Source organism: Streptomyces sp. NPDC048473 (assembly GCF_043200155.1).
Taxonomy (GTDB): domain Bacteria; phylum Actinomycetota; class Actinomycetes; order Streptomycetales; family Streptomycetaceae; genus Streptomyces.
Genome location: NZ_JBICXE010000028.1, coordinates 18819 through 33099 on the forward strand (window position 1 = coordinate 18819; position 14281 = coordinate 33099).

The window sequence follows — 14281 nt, forward strand, 5'->3', positions numbered from 1 at the left end:
GACCCACCGCAACCTCCTCACAGCGTCGCCACGGCGTCCATGCGGCATACAAACGGTGTCCGAACGGCATCCGGGCGCCGCCAGGCGTAAGGATTCGGCGCCACGCTGGGCTTCGCTGGTTTGAGTGCGTTGTCAGTGGGTCAGTGCACTATCGGGGTGGGAGGTGGCGTGATGATGACGCACGCGGCGTACGACTGCGATGTGCTGGTGATCGGCGGCGGGATCGTCGGCCTGTCGACGGCGTATGCGATCACGCGCACCGCTCCGGGCACCCGGGTGACGGTGCTCGAGAAGGAGTGGGGCCCCGCCCGGCACCAGACCGGGCGCAACAGCGGAGTGATCCACAGCGGCATCTACTACCGCCCCGGCTCGCTCAAGGCCCGTTACGCGGTGCGCGGCGCCGCCGAAATGGTCGACTTCTGCGCCGAGCACGGCATCGCGCACGCGGTGACCGGCAAGCTGATCGTCGCGACCGAGCGGTCCGAGCTGCCCCGGCTGCACGCACTGGTCCAGCGCGGCCGGCAGCACGGACTGCCGGTGCGCGAGCTGGGGCCCGCCCAGATCACGGAGTACGAGCCGCAGGTGCACGGGCTCGCCGCGATCCGCGTCGGGACGACCGGGGTGTGCGACTTCGGGGCGGTCGCGGCACGGTTCGCCGCCGAGGTGACCGGGGCGGGCGGAGTGATCCGTTACGGGGCGGAGGTCACCGCGATCGACCGGCGCCCCTGGGGTGTGGCGGTGCGTACGGCGGACGGTCCGGTGGTGCGGGCCCGGGTGCTGGTCAACTGCGCGGGGCTGCACTGCGACCGGGTGGCACGGCTCGCGGGCGACGACCCGGGGGTGCGGATCGTGCCCTTCCGGGGGGAGTACTACGAGCTGGCGCGGCCGGAGCTGGTGCGCGGCCTGGTCTACCCGGTGCCCGATCCGGCGTTCCCGTTCCTCGGCGTGCATCTGACCCGGGGCCACGACGGCAGCGTCCACGTCGGGCCGAACGCGGTGCCGGCGCTGGCCCGCGAGGGGTACGGCTGGCCGGTCGTACGTCCCCGTGAGCTGGCGGACACCCTGACGTGGCCCGGCACCTGGCACATCGCGCGCAGACACTGGCGGTACGGGGCGGGCGAGGTGCACCGTTCGCTGTCGAAGCGGGCGTTCACGACAGCCGTGCGGCGACTGCTGCCCGAGGTCACGGAATCCGATCTGCGGCCGGCCCCGGCCGGGGTCAGGGCCCAGGCCGTGCTGCGGGACGGCACCCTGGTGGACGACTTCCTGATCCGCGAGGCCCCGCACACCGTGCACGTACTGAACGCTCCGTCGCCCGCCGCGACGGCCTCCCTGCCCATCGGGCGGGAGGTGGCACGCAGGGCACTGCTCCGGGCAGGGGGGACGGGGTGGAAGCCGCCCGCCGTAGAATCGGGGCATTGTGTCTGAGTCCTTGAACCCCTCCGCAGATCCCTCCGCGATTCCCTCCGCACCGACGCCCGGCGAGGCCGCGGCCGGGGTGAGCAGCGCCGTAGCCGGGACGGGCGCCGCCTCCTCGGCCCACGCCCCCTCCTCCGCCGCTGCCGGGATTCCGGACGATCTGCGCGCCGCCTCCTTCGAGCGGCAGCGCAGGCTGCGCCAGGAGCCGCGCTTCCCCGGCGGACCCGCGATCGATCCGGCCGGATCGCACCACGAACGCCGGATCCGCAGCTTCCAGCCGCGCCGCAGCCGCGTCACGCCCGGCCAGGAGGACGCCCTGCTGAGGCTCTGGCCGACGTGGGGCCTGGACATCGACGGGCAGCGCGTCCTCGACCTGCCCGAGCTGTTCGACGGGCTCCCTGCCGTGCTGGAGATCGGTTTCGGCATGGGTGAGGCCACCGCGCAGATGGCGGCCGACGACCCGGGTACGGGCATTCTCGCCGTCGATGTGCACACCCCGGGTCAGGGCAATCTGCTCGGTCTCGCGGACCGGAACGGCCTGTCCAACATCCGGGTCGCCAACGGTGACGCGATCATCCTCCTGCGCGAGATGCTGAAGCCGGACTCGTTGGACGGGCTGCGGGTGTACTTCCCCGACCCATGGCCCAAGAAGCGCCATCACAAGCGGCGGCTGATCCAGCCGGAGTTCCTCGATCTGGTGGCACAGCGGCTGAAGCCGGGGGCCGTGATCCACTGTGCGACCGACTGGGAGCCGTACGCCGAGCAGATGCTGGAGGTGCTGACCGCGCACCCCCTCTTCGAGAACACCCGGGCGGACGGCGGCTATGCGCCGCGACCGGCGTTCCGGCCGCTGACCCGGTTCGAGGGGCAGGGCCTCGACAAGGGCCATGTCGTGCACGACCTGCTCTTCGCCCGCCGCTGAGACCCGCGCGGAACCGGTGAGACCCGCGCGGAACCGGTGACGGGACCTGACGGACCCGTCGCCCCATGGCCAGGTGTCAGTGCTGCTCGTTAGGGTCATTGGGTGGTGTCCGACGAGTCTGTCCAGCAGCGGCAGTCGCAGCCGGCCGTCCCGCTTCTCGAGGAGCAGCGGGTCGGCGAGATCCTGGCTGCCGTGCCGGAGCGCAGGCACTGGCGCTACCGGCCGCGCCACGTCGGCATGGTGTGGCGCAGCAGGACATTCCGCATCGCGGCCGTGTTCACGGTGCTCGCGCTGTGCGGTCTGGCGATCCTGGCCCTGGTCCGCGATCAGACGGGCACCGAGGGGTTTCTCGTAGGTCTGGGTCTCGCCGTGCTGCCCGTCCCGCTCCTGATGGCGGCGTTCCGCTGGCTGGACCGGGTCGAACCGGCGCCGTGGCGGAATCTGCTGTTCTCCTTCGCCTGGGGTGCGTTCGCGGCCGCCCTGGTCGCGATCATCGCGAATTCGTTCGCGACCCGCTGGATAGCCACGGCCACCGCCGACCCGTCGGACGCCGACACCCTCGGCGCCACGGTCATAGCGCCGATCATCGAGGAGAGCGCCAAGGCCGCGGCCGTGCTGCTGATCTTCCTGTTCCGAAGACGGGAGTTCAACGGCATCGTCGACGGCGTCGTCATCGCCGGCTTCACCGCGAGCGGCTTCGCCTTCACCGAGAACATCCTCTACCTGGGCACCGCCTTCGGTGAGGACCAGCAGATAGGAACCTCGGGCGTCGTCTCGGTGACGGCCGCGACGTTCTTCGTACGGGCAGTGATGTCGCCGTTCGCGCATCCGCTCTTCACCGTGCTGACCGGAATAGGTTTCGGGCTCGCCGCCGTCAGTGCGCGGCGCCGCCGGATCCGCCGCATCGCGCTGCCGCTGCTGGGTCTCGTCCTCGCCATGGGCATGCACGCCCTGTGGAACGGGTCGGCGTCATTCGGCCCGTACGGTTTCTATGCCGTGTACGGGGTGTTCATGGTTCCGGTCTTCGGCCTGGTCACCTGGCTGGCGATCTGGTCGCGCCGGCGGGAGCTGCGTACGCTCTCCGCCGAGCTGCCCGCCTATGCGGCGGCCGGCTGGCTGACCCCCGCCGAACCGCTCGCCCTCTCCTCGATGCGGGCTCGCGGCATGGCACGCGACGCGGCACGCCGGCGACACGCCATCGCAGCTCGGGAAAGCTGGGGAAGCCCGTACGGACCGGGATACGCGCCAACATACGGACCGGGATACTCGCAGGCATACGGACCGGGATTCGGACCGGGATACGCGCAGGCATACACGCCGGGATTCGGGCCGGGGCATGCGTCGCCGAGGCGCGGGCCATCAGCCCAGGTCAGAGCGCATGCCAAAGCACAGGCCAAGGCCCACGGCAGGGCTGCCGCCCGCGCCGTCGCCGAGTACGAATCGTTCGCGACATCACTGGCCTCGCTGCGCCGGCAGGCCCGCCGCGGGGCGGCGGGCCCGGACTTCGCGGCACGCGAGCTGGAGCTGCTGCACCACCTCTGGCAGCGCAGGGACGTGGCCGCCCCCGCCCTGACATACGCGGCGCAGGCGACGGGCCGCTTGCGCCCCCACCGCCTGCCGACGGCCCCGTACACGTACCCGAACCCGTTCCCGCAGCACACACAGCACGACGGCTACGGCTACAACCCGTATCTGCACCCGCACCGGCCGCCGCCACCGCAGTAGGGCCGTTCGTGGGCGATGCCCCGCCCCAAACGCACGAACGCCCCAAGAGCGCTGCGCTCCAGAGGCGTTCGCAAACAGCGGTCCTCGTCAGGCGGATGCCTCGGTGAGGTCAGCCAGTTCCTGCTCGGTCAGCGTGAGGTCGGCGACGGCCACCAGTGCGGGCAGCTGCTCGACCGTACGGGCCGAGGCGATCGGCGCGGCGACGGTCGGCCGGGACGCGAGCCACGCAAGCGCGACGGTCGCGATCTCCGCGTCGTGCTCCTGGGCGACCTTGTCGAGCGCGGCCAGGACCTTCTGTCCCCGCTCCGACTCCAGGTACTGACCGGCCTTCTCGGCCCGCGCGCTCTCCACCGAAGCACCCGGACGGTACTTGCCGGTGAGGAAGCCGGAGGCCAGGGCGAAGTACGGGACGGCGGCGAGCCCGGCCCGACCGGCCGTGTCCTGGAGCTCGCCCTCGTACGTGTCGCGGGAGACCAGGTTGTAGTGCGGCTGCAGGGCGACGTAACGGGCCAGCCCCTCGCGCTCCGAGAAGTCCAGGGACGCCTGGAGCCGCTCGGGGCTGATGTTGGAGGCGCCGATCTCCCGGACCTTGCCCTCCTTCACCAGCTGGTCGAGGGCGGTGATGATCTCCTCGACCGGGACGGTCTCGTCGTCGAAGTGCGTGTAGTACAGGTCGATGTGGTCGGTGCCGAGCCGGCGCAGCGACTCCTCGGCCGCGGCCTTGATGTTCGCGGCGGAGAGCCCCTTGTACGAGGGGTGGGCGCCGACCTTGGTCGCGACGACGATGTCGGAACGGTTGGAGCGTGCCGCGAGCCACTTGCCGATGACGGTCTCCGACTCGCCGCCCTCGTTGCCCGGGATCCAGGCGGAGTAGGCGTCGGCGGTGTCGACGAAGTTGCCGCCCGCCGCGGCGTAAGCGTCCAGCACGGCGAACGACTGCGCCTCGTCGGCGGTCCAGCCGAAGACGTTGCAGCCGAGGGCGAGCGGGAAGACCTGAAGGTCGGAAGAGCCCAGCTTACGGAGAGAAGTCATATCTGGATCAACGGATTCCGGCGGGCCCGCTATTCCGTGTGGATCAACGAGCTCCAGCGGGTCCGCTGTCCGACAGACCGGCAGCCCTGACGTCGGGGGGTGAGCGTCAGGACTGCCGGGGTTCAACGGCCGGCGAACCGGCTCGGATCACGAGGGCCGGGAGGCGGCCGGCGGATCAGGGGTTGAGGCCCTTGTCGCGCAGCCAGGCCATCGGGTCGATGCCCGTACCGTCGGGGGTGTGGACCTCCAGGTGGAGGTGCGGGCCCGTGACGTTGCCGGTCGCACCGACCCGGCCGATGGTCTCACCGGTGGTGACCTTCTGGCCGACGCTGACGTCGATCGAGGACTGGTGGCAGAACCACAGCTCCGAACCGTCCTCGAGCTCCAGCACCGTGCGGTAGCCGTACGAACCGGACCAGCCCGCCGACTTGATGGTGCCGCCGTGTATGGCCTTGATCGGGGTGCCGGTAGGCGCCGCGAAGTCGAGGCCGGTGTGGTAGCCGGAGGACCACATCGAGCCGGCTTCGCCGAAGGTCGAGGTGATCGTGTACGAGGAGGTCGGGATGGCGTAGCTGGCGGCGAGCTTGGCGAGCCGCAGGGCCTCGGCCTTCGCCTTGTCCTCCTCCTCCGCCTTCTTCTTCTCGGCGGCGGCCTTGGCCTCGGCCGCGTCCTGCTGCTTCTTGGCCTCGGCGGCGGCCTTCTCCGCGGCCGCCTTCTCCTGGGCCGCCTTGGCCTCGGCGTCGGCGGCGTCCTGCTGCTGCTCGGCCTGCTGGAGGATGCGGGCGCGGAGTGCCTCGCCCGCGTCCGTCGTGCCCTGCTCGGCCTCGGCGGTGGTGAGGCCGGCGGTGGTGAGCGGGGCGGCAGCGGCAGCGGCCTCGACCTTGTCGGCTTCGGACTCGCCGGAGAACAGGGAGCCCACGCCGGGAAGGGACTTGGCGTCGGGAAGGTTGTCCGCGATGGAGTCGGGAAGGGAGATGGAGACCGGCGGCTTGCTCTGCGCGGTGGCCATGCCACCCGCGCCGACCGCCGCGATGACGCCGACCCCGAGCACCGTGGAGCTACGGGCAAGTCCGTTGCGCTGCTTGGCGACGCGGTGCTTGCCGCGTACGGGGCGGACGGACTCCTCGGTGGGGTTCCACTCGTCCCAGCTTCTGTCGGGCTCACCGTTGCCGTCGGCGCGGAATTCGCTGCCGAACTCACCGGCGAAGTCGCCGCCCGGCTCGGTGCCGTAATCGGCGCCGAGCGCCGTTCCCGTCCCGGCGGTTCCGTAGTCGCTTCCGTAGTCGGAGCCGAAGTCAGCGCCGAAGTCGGAGCTGAACTCGGGGTTGAACCGAGAGGGGGCCTCGGGGGCAGGCTTGTTGGACGCCACGGGGGCGCACTCCTTTCCTTCCTTCTCGCCTACCGGGTTAGCTGACGGGTTCGGAGCAGGAAGGTCTCCTACGGGCCCCTCTGTCTCTCACGAGACACAGGTGTCCGATTCACCCCATGTAGGTGGTTCCCCGGTTCCCTTGCGGAATTCGGCGCTCGCGCACGGTGCCGCCACTGACGACGGCTGGGACGACCGCGCTGCGTTATCGAACGTTAATAGACACACGGGCCTGATTCCAAGCTGTTCCCACTGATCGTTCACGTCTTTGGCCTGGACTTTACGGGACAGAACCGGCTGCAATCGGACGAGTTGATCGACCCTCAGCCATTACCCGGTTTCTGACGTTGCGTCAAATGTTATGCGGAGCGGCGCCTTTCAGTTACGTACGGTGGCATCCCGCGATCGAGGCCGCCGTCCGGACCGCACGAAGCACCCGGCCACGCACGAGTCATCCGACCCGCACGAAGCACCCGACCCGCACGAGTCATCCGCCCCGAACAATTCATCCGGGCCGCGCGAAGCGCCCCACCCCACCCGTCACGCCTCTTCCAGGGTCACGATCCTCACGGTCCTGCGCCGGTCCGGCTGTCCCTCCGCGGGACGTACGACCGCGAGCAGCGCCATGTCGTCGGTCGTCTCGCCACCCGTGTGCAGCCGTACGTCATCGGTCAGCGCGGACAGCAGTTCCTCGGGCCCCGGAAAGATCCGCCCGCGCAGCCGGGCCGCCGGGTCGTAGAAGACCCCCTCGGCGTTCCGTGCCTCGGAGAGACCGTCGGTGTAGAGCAGCAGGGTCGTCCCCGCCGGCAGGTCCCACTCGTCCGCCCGGTCGGGCCACGCCCCCAGGTCCATCCCGAGCGGCAACGCCGGCACCGTGGGCCCCAGCACATCCAGCCCCCCGTCCGGGTGCAGCAGGATCGGCTCGGGGTGACCACGGTTGACGATCCGCACCAGGGACAACCCGGCCGGGATCTCGGCCAGCACGGCGGTGATGAAGCCCTCGACCGCATCCAGCCCGCCCCGCGCCCCCTCCCGCGCCAGCGCCCGCTCCAGCCGCTGTGCCACACCCTCCAGCGAACGCTCCTGCTCGGCCGCCTCGCGGAACGCCCCGATGATCACCGCCACCGACTCCACGGCATCGAGGCCCTTCCCGCGTACGTCCCCGACCACCAGCCGCACTCCGTGCGGGGTGTCCGTCACGGCGAACAGGTCGCCGCCGACGAACTCGTCCGCCTGCGCCGCCTCGTACCGCGCCGCCACATGCAGCCCGCCGATCCGGTCGGACGGCTTCGGCAGCACCGCCCGCATGGCGGTCTCCGCGATGACCCGCGCGGAGGCCAGCTGCTCATTGCCGCGCCGCACGACCGTGTTGATCACGACCGCGAGGACCGAGACGGTGGCCAGGGTGAGCAGCTCGATCAACGGCACGACCAACGGCAACGGGTTGCTGTACAGCCGCAGCACGGTGACGGCCAGCATCGAGGCGATGCCGGTACTGATGGTGCTGGACAGCGAGAAGAACGGCGCGGCGATCAGCGGCGCCGCCACGAACAGCGGAATGGCGGTGAAGACCGGCGGGGTGAAGAGATCGAACACCAGCCCGCCGAGGATCATCAGGGCGGGCAGCGCGCGGACGAACCGCCGGGAAGGGGCGCTGCCACCCCCGGCATGTCTGCCGCGCCGCTTCAGCCGCTTCCACACCTGTGGTCTCCTGCCCGGTACGCGCGCGGCTGCGGACGGTACCGCGCCCCACCCCCAGGCTCGCCGGAGCGGAGCCGTGCGGCGACTCCTCGTCGGCCAATGGGGGTACGTGCGTGGTACAGCTCACACACCGCCCGGACCTGCTCCTTCGTGGGCCCGCAGGCCGGCCGTCCCACGTCCCGGAACGCGACGCGGAAATGAATCAGGCCCGGCACGCTGCATGCGTGCCGGGCCTGATTATTCAGTAGCGGGGACAGGATTTGAACCTGCGACCTCTGGGTTATGAGCCCAGCGAGCTACCGAGCTGCTCCACCCCGCGTCGGTAAACACAACTCTACGGCATGTCCGGCGCGCTCATGACCACTCGGCGAATCATGGCCACTCGGCGCCCGGTCCGGGCGCCCGGCGCGGTGAGGAGAACAGCGTGGTGACGACGAACAGGCGTGGCCCCCGCCCTCTCCCCCTCCCCCTCAGTTCGTCTCGGTGATACGAGGAGTGGCCTTCCCGTCGACCGCCGGCGGCTTCATCGGGTTCGCGCCGCGCTGCAGCGAGTGGAGGATCGCCAGCCCCTGGCTGACCACGCCCGCCGCCATCTCATTGACACCATTGGTGCCGTTGAGGACGGTGAGGTCGGCCCCCGCCATACCGCGGGCGGCTGCGTCGGCCAGGGCGGGCAGGTTCTCCACGATGCGGTTGGCCGCGATGAGCTCCTGGTTGCCGTCACGCAGCGAGGTGGCACGCACGCTGTTGGCGTCGGCCTGTGCCTGGGCGAGGGTGCGTTCGGTGTACGCGCTGCCGTCGGCCTCGAACTTCGCCCGGTCTCGGGCCGCTTCCGCGAGAGTGCGCTGGCGGTACGCCTCGGCATCTGCCGGACGCCGGACCTCCGCTTCGAGCCGTTGCGCGGCGAGAGCGGCCTGCCTCTCGGCCAGCGCCGTCTGCTCCTCGATGACCTCCTGCGAGGCCCTGGCCTGGGCGAGCGGCCCGGCCTGCGCGGCGCGGGCGTTGTACTGCTCGGTCTCGGCGAGGAAACCGGCCCGCTTGATCGCGGTGTCACGTTCGTACTCCGCCTTGAGCGCAGCGGCCTGCTGCTCGCGCTGGCTGGCTTCCTGGTCGGCCTTGGCCTCGGCGATCCGGGCCTGACTGGCGACCGCGGCGGCGTGCGGGGCGGCGAGGTTGTTGATGTAGCCGGTGGCGTCGTCGATCTCCTGGATCTGGAGGGCGTCCACGACGATCCCGAGCTTCTCCATCTCGCCGTGGCTGCCCGCGATGACCTCCTGAGAGACCCGGTTGCGCTCGCGGATGATCTGCTCCACGGTCAGTCCGCCGACGATGGAACGCAGGTGACCTGCGAAGATCCTGCCGGCGAGCTCCTCCATCTGCTCCTGCTCGGTCAGGAAGCGGCGAGCCGCGTTGGCGATGGACACCGCGTCGTCGCCGACCTTGAAGACGGCGACGGCCCGGACGTTGAGGCGGATGCCCTGCTGCGTCACGCAGTCTTCGGTGATCTCCGCCTCGCGCAGCGCCAAGGAGAGCATGCGCGCCTTCTGCTTCACCGGGAGCACGAAACTGCCGTGGCCGGTGACGATCCGGAACTGGGTGTCCAGCGTCTGCCCCTTGGAACCGGATATGAGCATCGCCTCGTTGGGGGCGGGAACGTGCCAGAAGAACATCTGAAGACTCCTGCCGTACGTGACTGCTCGACGCAAGTACGTCACTTGTACGTCGCTTGTACGTTGCTGCTTCGACTCAGGACGGCAGGCGTTCCACGATCACGCCACGTGCCGAGACCGAGTCGACGACAACGACGCGTACGTCCCTGTCGATCGACGTCGCCGACCATGCGGTGTAGGCCTCCGACCCACCCCGTACGGCCACCAGCACTTCGCCCGGACCATCGACCGGAATCGGCACGGTGACGCGGCCCATCGCCCCGATCGGGCTCCGGGCGGACTCATCTGCCGTGTGCATGCGCCCTCGCGGGCGTCCCTGCGTACGCCTTCTCGAACCGCCGCTCACGCCGCTTCATGAACACGAGGCGACCCCGCCTCCTGGAGGCCCGAGCCTCCCTCGACACTTCCACGGTACTCCGCACCTGCCCCGGAGGATCGCCCCACAGGGCGGCCCCGAACGACAACGAGCGAGGGCAATTATGTGGTGATATGACTGATTTATCATTCAGCCAGTCGACGCGATGAACTCGCGGTGATCGGGGAGCCGACAGTGGACAATTACCCTCTGCTCAACCTCTTCTGGACCATGCTCTGGTTCTTCCTCTGGATCATGTGGCTGTTCCTGCTCTTCAAGGTCATCGGGGACATCTTCCGCAGCGACGACCTCGGCGGCTGGGGCAAGGCCGGCTGGCTGATCGTGACTCTGCTGCTGCCGTACATCGGCGTCCTCGTGTATGTGATCGTGCGCGGCAAATCCATGGGGAAGCGGGACGTCAAGGACGCGCAGGATCGTGATGCGGCCTTCAAGGCGTACGTACGGGAAGCCGCCGGCACCTCCGACGCGAACGGCCCGAAGAAGGGCGGGCACGTCGAGGACCTGGCGAAGCTCGCCGAGCTGAAGGACAAGGGCGCCATCACGGACGAGGAGTACCAGCGGGCGAAGACGAAGCTCCTCGTCTGAGCGCACCCCCATATGCATGACGTATCCGTGACGCGTATGTCTCTCCCCACCCGGTCCGGCGAACTGGCACGGCTCCCGGACCGCGGGGAGGCTTGAGACATCAGCCCACGGTGGCCGTTCCCGCCAGGGGAGGCCCGGCGGGGTGCGGTCCCCATCTCGGCGAGCAGGGAGATGGCCAGACCATGTACGGCGCCACGCTCGAAACCCTGGACGCGATGCGGAGCGCGCTGCGCGGTCCCGTCATCGGCCCGCAGGACCCGGAGTACCGAACCGCCCGCACGATTTACAACGCCATGATCGACAAACGTCCGGCGGCCGTGGTGCGGTGCAGCGACACGGCGGACGTCATGGCCGCGGTCGATTTCGTCCGGGACGAGGGTCTCGTGCTCGCGGTCCGCGGCGGCGGACACAGCGGCGCCGGCCTGTGCCTGGTGGACGACGGCGTCACCATCGATCTGTCACCCATGCGCTGGGCGCACATCGACCCCGCCGCGCGAACGGCCACGGTCGGCGGCGGCACCACGCTCGGCGACCTCGACCACGCCGCGCACGCCTTCCAACTGGCCACCCCCGCCGGAATCCAGTCGACCACCGGCGTCGGCGGCCTCACCCTGGGCGGCGGCCACGGCCACCTCACCCGCAGATACGGCCTGACGGCCGACAACCTGCTGTCCGCGGACGTGGTTCTGGCGGACGGCACTTCGGTGACGGCGAGCGGCACCACCCACCCCGATCTGTACTGGGCGCTGCGCGGCGGGGGCGGGAACTTCGGCATCGTCACCTCCTTCACCTTCCGGATGCACCCGGTGGACACCGTGGGCGTCGCCATCACCCTCTGGCCGGTCGACCAAACGCCCGACGTACTGCGCTGGTACCGCGACTTCCTGCCGCAGGCCCCCGAGGACCTGAACGGATTCTTCGCCGCGCTGACCGTGCCGCCCGGTCCCCCGTTCCCGGAGGAGATCCACGGTCAGAAGATGTGCGGTGTCGTGTGGTGCTGGACGGGCGACCCCGACCTCCTCGAAGGCGCCCTGAAACCCGTGGACGAACCCGGCCCGCCCGCGTTCCACTTCACGGCGCCGATGCCCTACACCGCCCTGCAGTCCATGTTCGACGAACTGCTCCCCACCGGCCTGCAGTGGTACTGGCGCGGCAACTTCTTCGACCGGATCACCGACGATGCCATCGCCGTCCACGCCAAGTACGCCGAGAACCTCCCCACCGACCTGTCGACCACGCACCTGTACCCGGTCGACGGTGCCGCCCACCAACTGGGCCCCGACGACACCGCCTGGGCCTACCGGGACGCGGTCTGGTCCGGCGTCATCGCGGGCATCGACCCGGACCCGGACAACGCCGAGAGGCTCAGGCAGTGGTGCGCCGACTACTGGGAGGAGCTGCACCCGCACTCCATGGGCGGTACGTACGTGAACTTCATCGGCGCGGGCGAAACCCCGGACCGGGTACGCGCCACCTACCGCGACCACTACGACCGCCTCGCGGCCATCAAGCGCACCTACGACCCGCACAACTTCTTCCACGCCAACCAGAACATCGAACCGGCGGCCTGACCCGGCTGCCGCATCCCGCCGCCGACGGACGGGAGTGTCGCACCGTCTACATCACTGTAGACGGTCTACGTTGCGCAGACGTAAGGATGCGGCGTGAGGCCGCCACGCAGGCGCAGTCCGAGCGCGAGCAGGGCACCCGATGCCGTTCACCGCCGTCACACACCAACGGGTCGCCCACCGCCCGCGCGGTGAAGCGCCGAACGGTCGACCAGGAGTGCGCTTTGGGACAGTTGGGACAGCCGGAGTTCCTCACCGAGGTGGATAACGCCAGTGAGCGCCGGTACGTGATGAAGAAGCTCCCCGAGGTCACTCCGGCCTTCTGGACCATGAAGATCGCCGCCACCACCCTCGGTGAGACAGCCGGAGATCTGTTCTCCCAGACGCTGCGACTGGGCTACTTCCTCACCACGATCGCACTGTTCCTGGTGTTCGTGCTGACGCTGGTCGTGCAGCTGCGGTCCAAGCGCTACAACCCGTTCTTCTACTGGACGGTCATCCTGTCCACGAGCATGGCCGGCACCACCATGTCGGACTTCATGAACCGTGACGCCGGCGCCGAGTACCTCACGGCTGGCACGACCTCGCTGGGCTGGGGCCCGCAGGGCCTGGGCCTGGGCTACCCCGCGGGCGCCGCGATCCTGATCTCCCTGCTGATCGCCGTCTTCATCGTCTGGAAGCTCACCGGACAGACCTTCGTCATCCGCGACATCGTCACCTTCCGCGGCGAGGCCCTCTTCTGGTCCGCGATCCTGGTGTCGAACACACTGGGCACGTCCATGGGCGACTTCCTCTCCGACAGCTCGGGCCTCGGCTACGCCGGTGGCGCGCTGCTCGTCACGGCGCTCCTGGCCGTACTCGCCGCCCTGATGCGGGTGCCGGCCGTCCCCAATGTCGCGCTGTTCTGGATCGCCTTCGTTCTCACCCGCCCCCTGGGCGCCACCGCCGGTGACTTCCTCACCAAGCCTGCCGCCAAGGGCGGCCTCGACCTCGGCACACCGGGCTCCTCGGCCGTACTCCTGGTCGCCCTCCTCGGCCTCATGGCCTACGCCCACGCGCAGGAGCGCAAGAGCGCCGCCGCACGCGGCGAGGGCGACGCCCAGCCTTCGTAAGTGAGACGAAGCGCCCCACACAGGTCACACCGCCCGGGCTGGCCCGAGACCCCCGGTGTTGCCCCTGTCGAAACCAGGCCGAACTCGGGGCCGAACGATACGTCCGCGTTCACCGCCCGCTGCCCGGGCCGGGATCCACGTGCTCAGCAGCCCCAGGTCATGTCTTGTCGCCGTTCCGTGAGGGCCACTCCCAGGAGCATGCCGACGGCGATGGCGGTGACGGCCGTGATCATCTTCAGCAGACCGTCGAACCCGTTCACGACGGAGCCGCCCGACAGCTCCGTCAGCCCCGCATGCCGAGCGAACCCACGGTCAGGGTGAAGAACCCGGGCAGAAGCAGCACGAGTCGGGGCGGCCGTCGCGGGCCGCGTGCCAGTACGTTCGCCGCCGCCGCGAGGATCACCGCGGCGACGAACGCACCGTCACCGTCCGCGTGACGCCCCGGACGCCGGCCGTCGGCACGGCACCGTCGGGAACCAGCAGCACGGACGCCTCACCGCCACAGGCACGGTCTGCGGACGTCACCGCACGCGCGACGCTCTCGGCCCCCTCACCGCTGGAAGACAGCATGAGACGCGTCAGGCGCTCCAGGAATCCGGTGAGCTCCTCGGGACCGGCGGCCGTACGTCGCACCATGGGGCCGGCTCCCTCACCACGCCTCGCACCCGGCATTCACTGCACAGGCAGGGTCAGCGTCCTGTGCGGGCCGAGAACCGGCGCATGGGGGCGGTCCGAACGGGCGACAGTGCCGAGGGAATGCCGACCCCGCCGAGGCGAGCCCGAGACCGCCGCCGGTTCATGCTCA

Annotated in this window: 12 protein-coding genes, 1 tRNA gene and 1 riboswitch; of the genes, 6 read left to right on the forward strand and 7 right to left on the reverse strand. The window is 70.0% G+C overall.

Translation table 11 applies throughout. The features are described 5' to 3' along the window. Positions 1-171 precede the first annotated feature (171 nt). From lhgO to ACGFU7_RS33210, 3 genes are all read left to right on the forward strand, one after another. Positions 172-1428, forward strand: a complete 1257-nt coding sequence (gene lhgO / locus ACGFU7_RS33200; protein WP_393700818.1) for an L-2-hydroxyglutarate oxidase — start codon at positions 172-174, stop codon at positions 1426-1428. After that, the gene (gene trmB / locus ACGFU7_RS33205) at positions 1421-2341 is read left to right on the forward strand and encodes a tRNA (guanosine(46)-N7)-methyltransferase TrmB (protein WP_393700820.1); all 921 of its coding nucleotides are present in this window, start codon (positions 1421-1423) and stop codon (positions 2339-2341) included. Before lhgO ends, trmB begins: the two co-directional genes overlap by 8 nt. 105 nt (positions 2342-2446) lie before the next feature. Continuing rightward, entirely contained in the window at positions 2447-4066 is a 1620-nt protein-coding gene (locus tag ACGFU7_RS33210; protein WP_393700921.1) for a PrsW family intramembrane metalloprotease, read from the forward strand. An 87-nt stretch (positions 4067-4153) separates the two neighbouring features. Here the strand turns inward: ACGFU7_RS33210 and ACGFU7_RS33215 are convergent, their stop codons facing one another. From ACGFU7_RS33215 to ACGFU7_RS33240, 6 genes are all read right to left on the reverse strand, one after another. Then, a complete protein-coding gene (locus tag ACGFU7_RS33215) occupies positions 4154-5098 on the reverse strand; it encodes an aldo/keto reductase (RefSeq protein WP_393700822.1) in 945 nt (314 codons plus the stop codon). 175 nt (positions 5099-5273) lie between these two features. Then, complete coding sequence (locus tag ACGFU7_RS33220; protein ID WP_393700824.1) at positions 5274-6467, reverse strand: M23 family metallopeptidase; 1194 nt, start codon at positions 6465-6467, stop codon at positions 5274-5276. An 11-nt stretch (positions 6468-6478) separates the two neighbouring features. Next, positions 6479-6631, reverse strand: a riboswitch (cyclic di-AMP (ydaO/yuaA leader). A 373-nt stretch (positions 6632-7004) separates the two neighbouring features. Next, positions 7005-8165, reverse strand: a complete 1161-nt coding sequence (locus tag ACGFU7_RS33225) for a PP2C family protein-serine/threonine phosphatase (protein WP_393700826.1) — start codon at positions 8163-8165, stop codon at positions 7005-7007. A 245-nt stretch (positions 8166-8410) separates the two neighbouring features. Then, positions 8411-8484 (reverse strand) — tRNA-Met (locus ACGFU7_RS33230). Between the two features lie 151 nt (positions 8485-8635). Beyond that, a complete protein-coding gene (locus tag ACGFU7_RS33235; RefSeq protein WP_393700828.1) occupies positions 8636-9835 on the reverse strand; it encodes an SPFH domain-containing protein in 1200 nt (399 codons plus the stop codon). A 76-nt stretch (positions 9836-9911) separates the two neighbouring features. Further along, complete coding sequence (locus ACGFU7_RS33240) at positions 9912-10133, reverse strand: hypothetical protein (RefSeq protein ID WP_393700829.1); 222 nt, start codon at positions 10131-10133, stop codon at positions 9912-9914. Positions 10134-10385: 252 nt separating this feature from the next. On the opposite strand from ACGFU7_RS33240, the gene ACGFU7_RS33245 reads away from it, so the two are divergent. The 3 genes from ACGFU7_RS33245 to ACGFU7_RS33255 all read left to right on the forward strand — a co-directional run bounded on the left by ACGFU7_RS33245 (position 10386) and on the right by ACGFU7_RS33255 (position 13476). Beyond that, positions 10386-10796, forward strand: coding sequence for an SHOCT domain-containing protein (locus ACGFU7_RS33245; RefSeq protein WP_393700831.1), 411 nt, complete (start codon positions 10386-10388; stop codon positions 10794-10796). A gap of 182 nt (positions 10797-10978) precedes the next feature. Next, a complete protein-coding gene (locus tag ACGFU7_RS33250; protein WP_393700832.1) occupies positions 10979-12367 on the forward strand; it encodes an FAD-binding oxidoreductase in 1389 nt (462 codons plus the stop codon). Between the two features lie 188 nt (positions 12368-12555). Beyond that, positions 12556-13476: a hypothetical protein gene (locus ACGFU7_RS33255; protein ID WP_393700834.1), complete on the forward strand. Its 921-nt coding sequence runs from the start codon at positions 12556-12558 to the stop codon at positions 13474-13476. A gap of 399 nt (positions 13477-13875) precedes the next feature. On the opposite strand, the gene ACGFU7_RS33260 is transcribed toward ACGFU7_RS33255, so the two are convergent. Continuing rightward, positions 13876-14112 (reverse strand): hypothetical protein, encoded by a 237-nt coding sequence (locus ACGFU7_RS33260; protein WP_393700835.1) that lies wholly within the window; start codon positions 14110-14112, stop codon positions 13876-13878. Between the last annotated feature and the right edge of the window lie 169 nt (positions 14113-14281).

Coding starts and splice junctions, on each gene's coding strand:
- lhgO (WP_393700818.1), top strand. CDS start 172: ATGATGACGCACGCGGCGTACGACTGCGATGTGCTGGTGATCGGCGGC.
- ACGFU7_RS33215 (WP_393700822.1), bottom strand. CDS start 5,098: ATGACTTCTCTCCGTAAGCTGGGCTCTTCCGACCTTCAGGTCTTCCCG.
- ACGFU7_RS33235 (WP_393700828.1), bottom strand. CDS start 9,835: ATGTTCTTCTGGCACGTTCCCGCCCCCAACGAGGCGATGCTCATATCC.
- ACGFU7_RS33240 (WP_393700829.1), bottom strand. CDS start 10,133: ATGCACACGGCAGATGAGTCCGCCCGGAGCCCGATCGGGGCGATGGGC.
- ACGFU7_RS33250 (WP_393700832.1), top strand. CDS start 10,979: ATGTACGGCGCCACGCTCGAAACCCTGGACGCGATGCGGAGCGCGCTG.
- ACGFU7_RS33260 (WP_393700835.1), bottom strand. CDS start 14,112: ATGGTGCGACGTACGGCCGCCGGTCCCGAGGAGCTCACCGGATTCCTG.